This is a genomic window from Pseudoalteromonas sp. SG45-5, from assembly GCF_014164085.1.
In the GTDB taxonomy this organism is placed as follows: domain Bacteria; phylum Pseudomonadota; class Gammaproteobacteria; order Enterobacterales; family Alteromonadaceae; genus Pseudoalteromonas; species Pseudoalteromonas aliena.
Genome location: NZ_JACJEM010000032.1, coordinates 22,967 through 38,522, shown reverse-complemented (window position 1 = coordinate 38,522; position 15,556 = coordinate 22,967). Strand labels below are relative to the sequence as shown.

14 protein-coding genes and 1 tRNA gene are annotated in these 15,556 nt (G+C 39.3%); 1 reads left to right on the top strand and 14 read right to left on the bottom strand.

Translation table 11 applies throughout. The features are described 5' to 3' along the window. Positions 1 to 117: 117 nt before the first annotated feature. Both H5119_RS11730 and H5119_RS11725 read right to left on the bottom strand, forming a co-directional pair. On the bottom strand, positions 118 to 906 hold the full coding sequence (locus H5119_RS11730) for a YdiY family protein (protein ID WP_182702353.1): 789 nt from the start codon (positions 904 to 906) through the stop codon (positions 118 to 120). Positions 907 to 1,045: 139 nt separating this feature from the next. Then, positions 1,046 to 1,864, bottom strand: coding sequence for a mechanosensitive ion channel family protein (locus H5119_RS11725; RefSeq protein ID WP_182702352.1), 819 nt, complete (start codon positions 1,862 to 1,864; stop codon positions 1,046 to 1,048). Between the two features lie 261 nt (positions 1,865 to 2,125). Here H5119_RS11725 and H5119_RS11720 point away from each other — a divergent pair. After that, positions 2,126 to 2,201, top strand: a tRNA-His gene (locus tag H5119_RS11720). A gap of 694 nt (positions 2,202 to 2,895) precedes the next feature. On the opposite strand, the gene H5119_RS11715 is transcribed toward H5119_RS11720, so the two are convergent. The 12 genes from H5119_RS11715 to H5119_RS11660 form a co-directional block, all read right to left on the bottom strand. Then, positions 2,896 to 4,020 (bottom strand): polysaccharide deacetylase family protein, encoded by a 1,125-nt coding sequence (locus H5119_RS11715; protein WP_182702351.1) that lies wholly within the window; start codon positions 4,018 to 4,020, stop codon positions 2,896 to 2,898. 948 nt (positions 4,021 to 4,968) lie between these two features. After that, the gene (locus H5119_RS11710; protein WP_182702350.1) at positions 4,969 to 6,396 is read right to left on the bottom strand and encodes an NAD-dependent succinate-semialdehyde dehydrogenase; all 1,428 of its coding nucleotides are present in this window, start codon (positions 6,394 to 6,396) and stop codon (positions 4,969 to 4,971) included. Positions 6,397 to 6,999: 603 nt separating this feature from the next. Then, the gene (fdx, locus tag H5119_RS11705) at positions 7,000 to 7,338 is read right to left on the bottom strand and encodes an ISC system 2Fe-2S type ferredoxin (RefSeq protein ID WP_007377671.1); all 339 of its coding nucleotides are present in this window, start codon (positions 7,336 to 7,338) and stop codon (positions 7,000 to 7,002) included. Positions 7,339 to 7,349: 11 nt separating this feature from the next. Next, positions 7,350 to 9,212 carry a Fe-S protein assembly chaperone HscA gene (gene hscA / locus H5119_RS11700; protein WP_182702349.1) on the bottom strand — a complete coding sequence of 621 codons (1,863 nt, stop codon included), beginning with the start codon at positions 9,210 to 9,212 and terminating at the stop codon, positions 7,350 to 7,352. 41 nt (positions 9,213 to 9,253) lie between these two features. Further along, positions 9,254 to 9,781 carry a co-chaperone HscB gene (hscB, locus tag H5119_RS11695; protein WP_182702348.1) on the bottom strand — a complete coding sequence of 176 codons (528 nt, stop codon included), beginning with the start codon at positions 9,779 to 9,781 and terminating at the stop codon, positions 9,254 to 9,256. A 95-nt stretch (positions 9,782 to 9,876) separates the two neighbouring features. Further along, complete coding sequence (gene iscA, locus H5119_RS11690; protein ID WP_007377674.1) at positions 9,877 to 10,200, bottom strand: iron-sulfur cluster assembly protein IscA; 324 nt, start codon at positions 10,198 to 10,200, stop codon at positions 9,877 to 9,879. A gap of 12 nt (positions 10,201 to 10,212) precedes the next feature. Then, positions 10,213 to 10,596: a Fe-S cluster assembly scaffold IscU gene (gene iscU / locus H5119_RS11685; RefSeq protein WP_007377675.1), complete on the bottom strand. Its 384-nt coding sequence runs from the start codon at positions 10,594 to 10,596 to the stop codon at positions 10,213 to 10,215. Positions 10,597 to 10,637: 41 nt separating this feature from the next. Next, positions 10,638 to 11,855 carry an IscS subfamily cysteine desulfurase gene (locus tag H5119_RS11680; protein WP_077536140.1) on the bottom strand — a complete coding sequence of 406 codons (1,218 nt, stop codon included), beginning with the start codon at positions 11,853 to 11,855 and terminating at the stop codon, positions 10,638 to 10,640. 24 nt (positions 11,856 to 11,879) lie between these two features. Beyond that, positions 11,880 to 12,371 (bottom strand): Fe-S cluster assembly transcriptional regulator IscR, encoded by a 492-nt coding sequence (iscR, locus tag H5119_RS11675; RefSeq protein WP_024612845.1) that lies wholly within the window; start codon positions 12,369 to 12,371, stop codon positions 11,880 to 11,882. A gap of 235 nt (positions 12,372 to 12,606) precedes the next feature. Further along, positions 12,607 to 13,332, bottom strand: a complete 726-nt coding sequence (trmJ, locus tag H5119_RS11670) for a tRNA (cytosine(32)/uridine(32)-2'-O)-methyltransferase TrmJ (protein WP_182702347.1) — start codon at positions 13,330 to 13,332, stop codon at positions 12,607 to 12,609. Between the two features lie 158 nt (positions 13,333 to 13,490). After that, positions 13,491 to 14,246, bottom strand: coding sequence for a class I SAM-dependent methyltransferase (locus H5119_RS11665; RefSeq protein WP_182702346.1), 756 nt, complete (start codon positions 14,244 to 14,246; stop codon positions 13,491 to 13,493). A 57-nt stretch (positions 14,247 to 14,303) separates the two neighbouring features. Continuing rightward, positions 14,304 to 15,485, bottom strand: coding sequence for a PleD family two-component system response regulator (locus tag H5119_RS11660; protein WP_182702345.1), 1,182 nt, complete (start codon positions 15,483 to 15,485; stop codon positions 14,304 to 14,306). Between the last annotated feature and the right edge of the window lie 71 nt (positions 15,486 to 15,556).

The window sequence follows — 15,556 nt, the reverse complement described above, 5'->3', positions numbered from 1 at the left end:
TAACTTCACAAAGTTTCCTTCCAATAAAAAGATAAAGAGAGCCGCAGCATGTTACATTATTTTTTAAGTAAAAAAAATGGGTAAGCATGCTTACCCATTATATATCCTATAACGGTGTTAAAAACTGTAAACAAGTGTTAATGATGTTTCAGTATCTGTGCTTTCTTTGTCATCGGCGACGTCTGAGTTGTTTGTAATGTTGTAAGCAACTTTCATTTGTAGTGAGCCGTTGATTTTTGCTAGTAACGCAGTTTCAGTGCGAGTTTTGGTGTTTGTATCACCATATTCGATAGCCACTAACTGAGTGAAACGTGCATTATCTGAAATTTTCCAGTTGTAATCTAACTTACCAAGCGCAATCACTTCTCCGTCAGACTCGCCAGCGAGTAGCTTGCCGCTATCATCTGTTTCTGTGCTGTCGTCAGGGTATGTGAAATATTTATAACCTGGGCCTATCTCGGCGCTCAACCACATCGTTTTTTCATTTAATAAACGCAAGCCATAACCTGCAGAAATTACTGATTCACTTCTATATGAGCCAAAGTAGTCTGATACGTGTGAACCATAAATGAATAGGTGAGCGTGTTTTTCATTTAATTTGTAATTACCTTGAGCAGAAATAGAGTACTTTTCGTTTGTACGCTGTTTTTCCTTGCTGCCGTTATCATTTTCAACTTCATCTTCTTTGTAGATACCGTCGATTTTGTACTCATTGTTCCAGCTTTCTAAATTATGCTGTATTTTAATACCACCTTTGAGTGTGGTCGTTTCGGTGTTACCGCTAGTGATAATTGCGCCTAGCTCACTGGTAACTTCCCATGTTTTTTGCTCAGATACTGCGTCTTCTGCGAATGCGTTAGTTACTACAGATACAGCAACTACAGCTGATAAAAACTTTAATTTCATTAAAAATAACCTTTGTATTAATTTGCGCCTATTTTATTAAAGCATGGCTTGTTAGAGCAAGCTAAATAGCTCATAAACGATTATGTTTATGAGCTATTGTGTTACTCAAGCAATCAAAAAACAGCCAAGCATTTTAAAATTAGTCTTGTTTGTGTAAATGAACATCCATTTGTGGAAATGGAATTGTAATATCGGCTTCATCTAATGCAATTTTAATATTTTCCATTAAAGACCAGTATGTAGGCCAGTAGTCAGCTGAGTTAACCCAAGGACGAACAATAAAGTTTACGCTTGAGTCACCTAACTCAGATACAGCCACAGTGTAAGCAGGGTCTTTTAGTAGACGCGCTTCTGCATCGAGTACTGATTTCAATACTTCTTTTGCTTGGCGTAAATCAGCGTCGTAACCAACACCAATGACTAAATCAATACGACGAGTAGACTCTCGTGAGAAGTTAGTAATTGCGCCCGACATTATTTGCGAATTTGGCATGATAATAACTTTATTATCTGGGGTACGCATTTCAGTTGAAAATATTTCGATTTTTTTGATTGTTCCGGCTTTTCCGCCTGCTTCTACATAATCACCCGATTTAAACGGACGAAGTAAAATAATAAGAACCCCAGATGCAAAATTAGAGAGCGAGCCCTGTAATGCCAAACCAACAGCTAAACCAGCGGCACCTAAAATAGCAATGAACGATGTGGTTTCGATACCAATTTGCGAAAGTGCCATTAAAATAGTGACAGCAAATACAAGTGTGTACACAATACTTGAAACAAATGATCCAACCGCTTTGTCGACTTTCTTTTTGTCGAACGCTTTTTCAGTTAAACGAGCACAAAGCTTAGCGATACGGCTACCAAGCAAAAAGATAACAAGCGCAACAACAGCTTGAATGCCGTAATGCAATACTAGCCCTGAGTTTTCGTTAAGCCAATTAAGTACTGAATCCATATTTACTCCAAATATTATTTATTAAGCAATTTTAAGCGTTATCATACATTAATTTACAATCCATTCTCATAAAATAATGAATTCTCACTACTGATGAAACTTGTGTCCTCAATTTTAGGTGAATTAAAAACCAACACACTATAGCTAATATTTTGAGACCTAAGCAGTCATTTTATTTTATTTTGTTTTTTTTACAAAAAAGCTTCACAACATTTATTATTTTATGTATTATGCGCGCCACACCAAACAAGGTGTGTTGTGGCGGTTGTAGCTCAGTTGGTAGAGCCCCGGATTGTGATTCCGGTTGTCGCGGGTTCAAGCCCCGTCAATCGCCCCAATTTTTCTTCCTTTTTTTAATTTCTAATCCCCTCTATAAAAAACAATCTTGTAAACTGTAACTCTTTTACTTGCTTTTAATATGACTATTTTTGAAACCAAAAAATCGCATTAAAAACAGTACTCGACAGATTTATTTAATTTGAGCTTTGTTTATACCAATTGCATTAAATTAGTTATCTATTATAGGCGCGAAGAAAACAGCTCAATAACAAGGCAAAATTACGACATATAGTTGTTCTATATGAATAATTTTAGCGCAATAAGTGAGCTGTTTAATGCACTAGAATGATCATTTCTTTAATAAATTGGTATAATACCTAACCTGAACTCTGGTTAAAAAATTTACCAACATTGAACCATAGTGATATTTAAATTTATTTTTCTCTAACCTGAATTTCTCAGTGAAAACAAGGTAGCTTTACTTGCAATAGTTGACCTATTGCAAGTAAATTCAGCGCAGTTAGCGCTGAAATAGTGACTTGAGATAAATTTAATATCCAGAGTGCAGGTTACTTAATCAATTTGAGGAATAGAACTTGTCGCTAACTGCGTTAAAATTTCTGATATACGGCTGCATGGGTATGGAACAATGCAGGAGCAATTACCTAGAACAACTAAATAACTAAATTTTTGCTTTGTTATCAACAAAGTTTTCTACCTCAAAATAGACCACTTAGTTAAGTATGTTGATATTATTTAGTTTGCAGAGACTCATAGTAGCTGTCTAAGAAATCATAGCAATTTGAGAGCGAGCAAAAATTAACACCTTTTTGAGTGCCATAATCTAAAATTTTCTCTAAATCGGAAATGCTGATATGGAATTCATTTACCCAATCACCGATTACATGTGAACTTATATATAGAGTGTCGCCACCTTTTAACTTATCAATTTTCTTAAAAACAGAATCGAGATTAATTCTATGGGAGTCAATTGAATAGGATGTCATTATTCTTTTAGGACCACTAACGTTTAAATAAGCTATATTTGGTCTGGAATCGAACTTTCGTATATATTTAAAATATTTTTTTAACACAGCATCTGTTGCTTCTGTTCCCACACCGTATGGATAAGCAAATGAGTTAACGGCAAGACCTATATTTTTCATGGCATTAAGCTGCAAAACAACTTCTTTTTCTTCCCATTTTTTAATGCCATGTTTTTTAGTATAATCTACAGCATTATAATGAAGAGTAGAGTGGTGGCCGATCTCAACGCCATTTTGCTGCAAAAACAACATAGTATTTTTATCATATTGAAAAAAATGACTTAAAAAATATGTAAAACTTGCATCATACTTAGCAAAAATATCAACATTTTTAGCAATGCTTTTCATTGATACGCCGTCATCAAAAGAAATACTTATTTGTTTCGGCCATTTTGTTTCTCGGTTATATTTATATTCACTAAATACCTGTTTCAGATTTTTTACCTCTGTGCCTTCCCCTCTAATTGTTTTTCTTAAAATATCCAGAGCAAAATTATCTACACTTCCATCTTCATTATAAATATCAGTGATCCCTGCATTCATAAGCAGTTCTGCGTTAAGCTCGGTCGGGTTTTTTAGCTCATAGATAGTAATCACTGCGCAAACTTGACTTATAACTGCGTCAGTATTTTTTGAGTAGGTTTCAGTTGATAGAGTGTTTTTAGCCAAACCTAAAGAGCTTGCCGAAACACATGACAGTCCGTAGCGCTGAAAATCCTTTACGGTAAGTGATTTAGCATCTTCATTATTAATATAATCTAGAAGACTTTTATTTTTTTCTTCTGAACAGCTAACAATAAAAAAAATAAAAAAAATATAATATAATTTCATAAACTTCCTGCAATAAAATCCATTGGTTAAATTTAAAAAAGTGGTTTTTGTAGATCTTAGGGTCTGTTGACCTTTCAGGATTAAAATTTGTTCCTCTTAGGGCTATTTTATCGCAACGCGAAGTTTGTAAATCAGTGAGATCGGTAACTACTCTTGCGTTACTCTAATGACTAACATCCCTGCAGGAATAAATAAAAACCGATCAACAAATAGTTAATCGTCCCTAGAAAGAACCCAAAGGGCAGCGCATGTTTGCCATTTATGCTGCGTTATCGACTATTTATGGGGAATAACCACACACCATAGGCTCTGCCTTGCCTAAAAACCAAACAGTCAGCTAGTCAGCTGAAAAATCAATCACGAAAGGTCAACACGCCCTAGGATTAACGAGTTTATTTAAACCCTAGTACTAAACAAAGGCGGTATTTTGCTTTCAAATATAAGTTAAATCAAGTTATTAGAGTGAGTTTGGGCCCTTATAAAATGAAGTTCTATTGATTGAACTACAATTATGCGTTTTTTATAATTGAGTGAGGCTTTACCTTGATATCAACAAAGTTTTCTTACCTTAAAATAAATTGCTTAATTAAGGAGGTAAGCGACGCTTTCAGGGGGGATTTGGCTAATTGAATTACGGACCTCGTGGAACGATTACAAGGCCCCGTAGTAAATATTTGTAAATAATATTAGGGCTTACTTTAAAAGCAACCTTAAAAAAATGCCACCTTGCGGTGGCATTTACACACGGGGTTATTTCTACTTATAGAAATTCTTTTTTTATTAATTTTTATTTAACAAATATGCTGCTGCAAAGGTAGCATTTAGGGCTTTGTGAGGCAACAGCAAAGAGTAAAGATCATATATCTGCCACATTAGTGTAATAAACCAAGTTGGCTGAACTATTTACTGCAAAAGATAAGCGCAGCTTTAGCCGCGCTTGCAAGTGTGCTAAACCTTAATGCACACGTACTTTTCTTCTAGGTATTCATCAAGCCCTTGGTGCCCTCCTTCGCGCCCTAAACCTGATTGCTTTACACCACCAAATGGTGCAACAGGGTTTGATATAACACCTTCATTTACACCGATCATGCCAAATTCAAGCCCTTCACTTATTCGGTAAATTTGCTTGATATTCTGGCTGTAAAAATACGCTGCTAAACCAAATGGTACATCGTTAGCAAGCGCAAGCACTTCGCTTTCTTCATCAAAAGGAATAACCGTTAATACTGGGCCAAATACCTCTTCGTGGTAAATATCCATCTCAGTGGTTACATTATTTACTATTAATGGATTTTGAAAGCTGCCACCTAAATCACTATTATCGCCAATAAGGGTAGCGCCTTTATCGAGTGCATCTTGTATTAACTGTTGTACTTTCTCTTTTGCTTTAGGGTAAATGAGTGGACCAATATCAACATCGTCTTCAAAACCATTTGCTACTTTTAATGCGGTAACCTTAGGGGTAATTTTTGAAAGTACTTTGTCGAGAATATTACGCTGTATAAAAATACGGTTTGCAGCAACACAGGCCTGTCCGCTATTTCTAAATTTAGCCGCCATTAACCCTTCAACGGCTTCATCTAATTCAGCACTATCAAAAATAATAAAAGGCGCGTTACCGCCAAGTTCCATTGAAGTACGTTTAATGGTAGAAGCGCACTGTGATAGTAACTGCTTACCTACACCTGTGGAGCCGGTAAATGTGAATTTACGAACAACGTCTGAGTCAGTCAGCATTTTTCCTACTGTTTTAGCATCTTGCGATACAAGCACGTTAAATGCACCTTTTACAAAACCAGCTTGATCGGCTAGATAAGCGAGTGCAATGGCGCAAAGCGGCGTGTGTTCAGAAGGTTTTAATATAAAGCTACAGCCTGCTGCGTAAGCTGGAGCTACTTTGCGAGTAACCATAGCAACAGGAAAGTTCCAAGGCGTTATACCAGCGACAACACCTACTGGTTGCTTAAAGCTAGTTAACCTATGAGTGTTGTCTGTTGGCGGAATTACATCGCCGTAACTACGTTTAGCCTCTTCAGCAAACCATTTGATAAAACCGGCACCGTAATCAATCTCACCAAGGGATTCTTTGAGTGGTTTACCTTGCTCTTTGGTCATTAGCTCTGCAAGTGTTTGCTTGTGCTTTATAACTAGCTCATACCAGCGCATCAGCGTTTCACTTCGCTCGGTGGCATTCGTGGCTTTTAACTTAATAAAAGCCCCTTGTGCTGCGATTATTGCTAAACTTACACCCTGCTCGTCAATATCGCTTACATCAACAATACTTTTTTCGGTAGCGGGATCGTTAACGCTAAAATGCGTGTCCGTTTTATAAAATTCACCGTTAATAAATGAGTCTGAAAAAATAAGATTACTCAAAATACACCTCCAAAATTACGTTTTAAGTACATCACGCCAGCAAGCTGTGCGTCTACAAAATAAATGTATAACTTAAAGTTTGCTGTAGACGTTGAGCTTTCTCACGTGGGAAGCGCCGCTTCTATATTTACCTTCAAGCTAAAACACATTACGCAAGCAAGCTGCGCGTCTACAAAATAAATGTATAATTTAAAATTTACTTTCGATGTTGAGCTTGCTCACGTGGGGAGCGCCGCTTCTATATTTACCTTCAAGCTAAAACACATTACGCCAGCAATCTGCGCGTCTACAAAATAAATGTATAATTTAAAATTTACTGTAGACGTTGAGCTTGCTCACGTGAGAAGCGCAGCTTCTATATTTTTACACTTGAGCTAAAACACATCACGCCAGCAAGCTGTGCGTCTACAACATAACTTGCGGGCTTTGCGCGTCACGCCAGCAAGCTGCGCGTCTACAACATAACTTGCGGGCTTTGCGCGTCACGCCAGCAAGCTGCGCGTCTACAGAATAACCTACGAGCTTTACTCGTTGCGCTTACAATTGACAAACAAAAAAGCCGCTGTATCAAACAGCGGCTTTTAAAAAATACATCGTTAAAAACTAGTGCTCTTCATTAACGATATTGAGATTGTACTTAGGTATTTCAACTACTAGGTCTTCATCTCTTATAATTGCTTGGCAACCAAGGCGTGACTCTGGCTCTAAACCCCATGCTTTATCTAGCATGTCATCCTCTAGTTCATCACTTTCGTCAAGTGAATCAAATCCTTCGCGAATCACTAAGTGACACGTAGTACATGCACACGACTTTTCACAGGCATGTGCAATGCTAATACCATTTTTAAGTGCAGCGTCGAGTACCGTTTGGCCTGTAGGAGCTTCAATTGCAGCGCCGTCAGGACATAATTCAGGATGTGGAAGAAAAACAATTTGTGGCATTCTAATCTCTCTTAAATGTTGTCTACTGACTGCCCTGTAAGGGCCTTTTTAATTGATGCATCCATTCTGCGCGATGCAAAGTCGCTACTCGCATTATCGATTTTTTCGATAGCGGCTTTAATTTCGTTTGGTTCTTGTGCATTTTCGCGCACTTTTACTAGTTCTGCAATTTCAGCGCGTAAGTTTGCTAGTTGCGTATCGTCTAGTAATGATCCATCGCTTGCAAGTGATGCATTAAGCGCTTCAATTACGCGCAGTGCTTCTACTTGTTGCTCTTTAAGCATACGTGCTTGCATATCGCCTTTAGCGTTACTCATTGACTCTTTTAGCATATTAGCGACCTGATCGTCAGATAAACCAAACGACGGTTTAACTTGAATCTCCGCTTGTACGCCTGTTGATTTTTCCATAGCTGAAACACTTAATAGACCATCGGCATCAACTTTGAAGGTAACACGAATATGCGCAGCACCTGCCGCCATTGGCGGAATACCTTTTAAGCTAAACTTAGCAAGTGATCGACAATCATCAACAAGCTCACGCTCGCCTTGCAGCACATGTAATGACATAGCGGTTTGGCCGTCTTTAAACGTCGTAAATTCTTGCGCGCGTGCTACCGGAATCGTCGTATTGCGCGGAATGATTTTTTCAACTAAACCACCCATAGTTTCAAGACCTAGCGATAACGGTAAAACATCAAGCAATAACATGTCAGAATCGGGCTTGTTGCCAATTAATACGTCAGCTTGAAGTGCAGCGCCTAAGGCGACAACGCGATCAGGGTCGATAGAGGTTAGCGGCTCTTTATCAAAAAAGCTTTGAACTTGGCTACGCACTAGTGGCATACGGGTTGAACCGCCGACCATAATAACTTGCAGTACGTCTTCGTTTTCTATGCCAGCGTCTTTTACAGCACGTCGACACGAACGCAGCGTTTTTTTAACCAATGGCATAGCCAGCTCATCAAAGGTTTCGCGTGTTACTTCTACCGTATATTTTTGATCGTCAAACTCAAGACCTACATTCACTTTTGCATATTGGCTAAGTGCTTCTTTACACGCTTTTGCTTTATTGATGAATAAACGTAAAACTGAAGATGATAACGCTGACACACCAGTTTGCTGTTTAAAGTAATCAACAAGGAGCGAGTCAAAGTCATCGCCACCGAGGCTAGAGTCGCCGCCCGTTGCCATTACTTCAAATACACCTTGATGTAGTCTAAGTACTGATATATCAAACGTACCACCGCCTAAGTCGTAAACAGCAATAATACCTTCTTGGCCAGAATCTAAGCCATAAGCAACGGCTGCTGCTGTTGGCTCATTTAATAAACGCAGTACGTTAATGCCTGCAAGCTCTGCTGCATCTTTAGTACTTTGGCGCTGCGCGTCATCAAAGTACGCTGGTACAGTAATCACAGCACCTAAAATCTCTTGATTGCCAAAGCTTTGTTCGGCACGTGCTTTTAATGCAGCTAAAATGTGGCTTGATGCTTTAATTGGACTGATTTTACCTGCCGCAGTTTCTATTGCTAGCGCACCATTATCTTCACAGAACTGATACGGTAATTGGCCATAACTTTGCTCTATTTCAGTCTGAGTTTTACCTAAAAAACGCTTAACCGAAATAAGTGTATTCGCAGGATCTTGCGTTGCAGCTTGCGCTGCCTCTGCGCCAACGGTAATACCACCTGCTTGATAACGCACAACCGACGGTAACATAGCCGCGCCAAGATCATCAGTTAACGTGCGGGCTTCGCCACTTTGCACTGTTGCTACCAATGAATTGGTTGTACCAAGGTCAATACCAATCGCTAGTTTATGTTCGTGTGGTGCCGCGCTCTGCCCCGGCTCAGCAATTTGCAATAATGCCATAATGCTCTTTAAACTCGTGTTGCTCGCTTTGCAGCAAGTAATTAATCGTCAAATAAACTGTCTTCAATGCGCTCTAGTTCGTCACGTAACTTATAAACAAACTTCAGTCTGCGAATATTATCTGCAGCAAGCTGATATTGCTGCTCATCGTTACTTGCTAGTTGTTCAGCAAGTTGTGCACTGTATTGATTGTTTAGTTGCTTAATTTGTTTTTCAAAATTTGCAATCGCAGTATCAGGATCGCTTGCTGATGTTAGCTCTTCAAGTTCTTCGCGAAGTTCCATTTGCTGCATTAAAAACATTGGATCTTGTAAGGTTTGCTGCTCTGCACGAATATCAACGCCTAGCTCGCTCAGCATGTACTCGGCACGCTTTACTGGGTGCTTTAATATTTGCAACGCATCGTTAATTTCGGCGGCGCTTTGCACGGCCATTAATTTATCGCGGCTGCTCGCATTCGCGTGGCGATCAGGATGTACAGTACGCTGTAATTCCAAGTAGTGCTTGTTAACTGTTGCTAAATCAATATTGTAATCAACGGGGACTGCAAATAATTCAAAGTAACGCATAACTTCAACCAATAATATTCAGAAATTAATTTCAAAAATAACAAAGCCCTACATTAACTGGCAGGGCTTATTTATACTACAAAGATATTTAAAGCTTAAACGGTAAAGCTTTCGCCACAACCACACTCATCTGCTTGGTTAGGATTTCTAAATTTAAACCCTTCATTTAAGCCTTCTTTAGTGTAGTCGAGCTCTGTGCCATCGATGTAAACTAAGCTTTTAGCGTCAACAATTAATGTGACACCTTTAGCCGCAAAAGTTTCATCGTCTTCGTTTAAATCGTCAACAAACTCAAGTACATAAGCAAGACCTGAACAGCCCGTCGTTTTAATGCCAACGCGCAGGCCTAAACCTTTACCGCGGTTTGCTAAAAATGATTGTACGCGGTTTGCTGCCGCATCTGTCAATGTCACTGCCATGAGTTTCTCTTCTTACTTCGCTTGTTTACTTTTGTAGTCTGCAATTGCTGCTTGAATTGCGTCTTCGGCTAAAATTGAACAGTGAATTTTCACTGGTGGTAATTCAAGCTCTGCACTGATATCAGTGTTTTTAATTGTCGCTGCTTCGTCTAATGTTTTACCCTTAACCCACTCTGTTACAAGTGAAGATGAAGCAATTGCACTACCACAACCATAGGTCTTGAATTTTGCATCTTCAATAACGCCTTCGGCTGATACTTTGATTTGCAATTTCATTACGTCACCACATGCTGGTGCGCCTACCATACCCGTTGCCACTGACGGATCGTTCTTATCTAGAGTACCTACGTTACGTGGGTTTTCTACGTGGTCGATTACTTTATCACTATAAGCCATTATTCTATCCTCATTACCTGCTAGGGTATGTGCTCACACTATTAGTGGTGGGCCCATTCAACTGAATCTAAATCAATACCTTCTTGATGCATCTCCCAAAGTGGAGACATTTCACGTAGGCGACCGATAGAGTTTTTCATTAATTCAACGGTGTAATCAATCTCTTCTTCGGTAGTAAAGCGACCAATACTAAAACGAATTGAGCTATGTGCTAATTCGTCGTTACGGCCAAGTGCACGCAGTACATAAGAAGGCTCTAAGCTTGCAGATGTACAGGCTGAACCTGACGATACTGCAATGTCTTTTACTGCCATAAGTAACGACTCACCTTCAACAAAGTTAAAGCTGATGTTTATAATACCTGGTACTGATTGGTCTTGTGTGCCGTTAAAGTATACTTCGTCCATATCAGACATAATGCCGTCAATTAGACGTTTACGTAATGCACTGATGTGTGCGTAATCTTTTTCAAAATCTTCTTTGGCGATTCTAAATGCAGTCCCCATACCCACTAATTGGTGAGTAGCAAGCGTACCAGAGCGCATACCGCGTTCATGTCCGCCACCGTGCATTTGCGCTTCAAGGCGAGCACGTGGTTTACGACGAACGTAAAGTGCACCAACACCTTTAGGACCGTACGCTTTGTGTGCAGAGAACGACATAAAATCAACTTTAAGCTGCTGTATGTCGATAAGTACTTTACCCGCACTTTGCGCTGCATCTACGTGGAACATAATTTTACGTTCGCGACACATTTCGCCAATAGTCGCGATATCTTGAATTACACCTAGCTCGTTATTAACATGCATGATGCTTACAAGTACTGTGTCGTCACGCATTGTGTCGGCAAGTTTTTGTAAATCAAGTAGGCCGTTTTCTTCAACGTCCATATACGTTACTTCAAAACCTTGGCGCTCAAGCTCACGACATGTGTCGATAACAGCTTTGTGCTCAGTTTTAGCGGTAATAACGTGCTTACCTTTCTTTTTGTAAAACTGTGCGGCACCTTTAATAGCAAGGTTATTTGATTCAGTTGCACCCGAAGTGAAAACTATTTCACGTGGGTCTGCATTAATTAAATCCGCAATATCATTACGCGCTTGGTCAACGGCTTCTTCTGCTTGCCAACCAAAACGGTGTGAACGTGACGCAGGGTTACCAAATTTACCGTCCATTGTCAGGCATTGCATCATTTCTTTAGCAACACGTTCGTCAACAGGCGTGGTCGCTGCGTAATCTAAATAAATCGGTAACTTCATTTCTCTCTCCGCTGCAGGTCAACTTTAAAGTTGACAGCTTACTTGAATGTTTTCCAACTGCTTGATTGCATTATTAATACTGTTATCTTGGCGCGATGCTATTTCTTTCACATCTGACTTTTCCACCAATTCAGCAAGGGTAATATTGTTTAAAAATTCTTCTATACGTGCGCTTAAATCTGACCACAAATTATGTGTTAAACAACGCATGCCACTCTGACAGCCGGTATCGGCACCTTGGCAACGTGTTGCATCGACCGATTCGTCTACGGCGCTAATAATATCGCCAACAGAAATAACGTTCGTTTCTCGCCCTAGTAAATAACCACCACCAGGCCCACGAACAGAACTTACTAAGCCATTTTTACGTAAACGGGCAAATAATTGTTCAAGGTATGACAAAGAAATTTCTTGTCGCTGTGAAATATCAGCAAGGGCTACAGGACCTACACCTGTGTGCAGTGCAACATCCAGCATCGCTGTAACGGCATATCTGCCTTTTGATGTTAACTTCATAACGCCCCCTGCACAAAGAGTGCAAATTTTAATTACCAGAGTAGATTAGTCAAGTATTATCACTTGATAAAAATTTGATTTAAACACTCTTACTTTTAAATTGTAGAGTTAACAAATTTTCAATACTTGACCTCTTTAGTCAAGTATTACGGCCATTGTAATTACCTGAGTAATTTAGTCAAGTATTAGCGCCTTAATTAGTCTCGGTCTTTTATAACTAATCGCTATACCTAAGTTACTTAGGGATAGACTTATTAATTGAGGTGAGAATACCGCGTAAAATGTTCATTTCGGCATCTTCTGGACGAGCACGGTTAAATAAGCGACGTAGCTTTGTCATTACAATACCTGGGTGCTGTTTTATTATGAAGCCAGTTTTAAACAGTGTCTCTTCAAGGTGATCGTAAAATAGCTCTGTTTGTTTTGAACTCGGGTAAACTGTGTCATCCTCTTCAACCTTTTTAGGCTGTTGATTTAAAAACGCCATGCGTGTTTCGTAGCACAACGTTTGCACTGCCATCGCTAAGTTAAGCGAGCTATATTCAGGATTCGCAGGGATGCATACATGGTAATTACAAAGCTGTAACTCATCGTTGCTTAAACCACTGTTTTCACGACCAAACACAAGTGCTACAGGGCCATTTACAGCTTCTGCAACCAGTTTTTCACCACATTCACGTGGTTCAACCATAGGCCAAGAAAGCGTACGCGAGCGCGCACTGGTGCCAATTGTTAATGCACAATCGGCAATCGCTTCTTCAACAGTCCCAACAATAACTGCATTGCCTAAAACATCACTGGCACCTGCAGACAAAGCACTCGCGTGGCTGTCTATTTCACATGCGGGGTCAACTAAATAAAGTTTTGATAAACCCATGGTTTTCATGGCGCGAGCTGCTGAGCCAATATTGCCTGAGTGTGATGTGTTAACTAAAACAACGCGAATATCATCTAAGATCATTGCTATGCTACTTACCTATGCCAAAAATTGCGCGAATTCTAACATGAAAATGCCACAAGATCCTAGATTCAAAAAGCTAGATCCTAAGATCCAGCCCAATATAATGCTTCTTACATGAGCCGGCTTATTGTATAAAAACACCAATCTATGCTTAGTGTTTAAACCATTGCCGCTTTTACATACACATCAAAGCGATTTTTTTTAGTTTTAATTTGCATACTTGGGGTTTGATCATTTAAAAATGGGGCGTAATCGGGGCGCTTTACTACTACGCGTTTACTGGCGAGTGGGTAGGCGAATTCGAGTAAATCGTCGGCGTCGGTATCTGCACCAACAAGCTCTTGGAATACACGCATTTCTTTTTTAACAAGAGCTGATTTTTCACGATGCGGGAACATAGGATCTAAATAAACTACATCAGGGATGCTTTCACATTGCGATAGTAACGTATGGCTCGAACCAAATATGAGGCTCATACTTTGCTTCATCCATGAGCCAATTTCTATGTCGTTATAAGCGCGCTGTAAACCATCATACAATAACGCGGCCACTACGGGATGACGTTCATGCAATATAACGTTGCACCCTAGTGACGCAAGTACAAAACCATCACGACCTAAGCCTGCTGTTGCATCAAGCACAACGGGCGTTGCCCCTTTGTTTAAGCCAACCGCTTTTGCAATTGCTTGGCCTTTCCCCCCACCAAACTTACGTCTATGTGCCGCTGCACCGGTTACAAAATCAACATTGATTGCGCCTAATTTGGGTTCATCTGTTTTATATAAACTCAAGCCACTATCGTCATAATGTAGGCTAAAACCATTGCTTTGTTCTGCCCACTGAGCCAAACCAAAACGTGTTTCTAACTCATTTAAATAAGGGCGACACTCTTTAAAAACACACTGAATAACCACTATACACTCCGACGATAAAATACCTGATCAGTATATCAATCAGTGCAAGTTAAAGCACTAAAATAGCTCTATATCATTATTTTCAGTGGTATTTTGTAAGACAAGTTCACCAGCGTTACTACGCAAGCTAGCGAGTAACTCATTGCGAGTTTCATTAATTTGCTTAAGCTGACATTTAATAAATGCTAAATCGCTATTAGCAGAAGTAAATAGCTGCATAGTTTGATCTAGCTTAGTAAAGTAAGGTGTTAAGTCACAAAGCTTATCACTTTCTTTTTGCAGTTTAATTGCACAATCAAGCTCATGTAATTGTTCTATAAACTGTTTAGTAATACTGTTTTGTGCCTGATTCTGAGAAACTAATTGTTTTACTATATCTTCAAGCGCAATGCCTATTTGCGCGGCCTGTTCGTTGCTATTTTCATTATTTTGTATGGTGATCGCTTTTTCATTGGTGATCTCCAAAATGTGCGGAAACAAATCTTTGTAACGTCCAAATTTAGCACTATCGTCAACGGGCATATTTTTTATCAGTAATGATACTTTAGGGTAGTTAATAATGGTGCTGGCACCAACATCAACAAACCGCTGCGCATACCTATGTTGTTCTAGCAATTCTTGCTCTAATGGGCACACCGCACTTTGTAAGCTATAAAATATACCTTGGCTTTTGTACCAAAACACAACCACGACATCTAAATTGAAAGGAGTAAAAAATGCTAAAAAATATTCGCTTAATAATTGAAAATTATTAGCATGGTAACTTTGCCCAAAAAAACGCATTATTCGCCCCATATCTCCGGATTCAGTCATGGCTATTTGGGCCGTTTTTTCTGCATGCTCTACATCATTTTTTAACTTTATGCCTTGTTGACGATATTCATAAAGCACCTTTATGCGCGCCATCAATTCTTGGGCATTAAAAGGCTTAGCTATATAGTCAGATGCACCAGCACTGTAACCTTTTACACGATCAGCCAACTCGATATTGGATGATAGAAACATAACGGGGATGTCTTTGGTCTGCTCATTTTTTTTAATGACTTGGCAAACGTCAAAACCTGATTTACCCGGCATTTCTATATCGAGTAAGATAATATCTGGCTTGTATTTTTTTGTGAGTCTTAAACCTTCATCACCATTTTTCGCATGAATAATTTTACAAAAACCTGCTAAAGACTCCTCAATTATATGGTGAACCAACTTATCGTCATCAATTGCCAATATTAGCTTTGCCATGCCCTAGTCCATTTTGTTAGGTATGTTAAGAGCATAGCTTGGTAGACTGAATTTACTAAAAATTTTAGGGT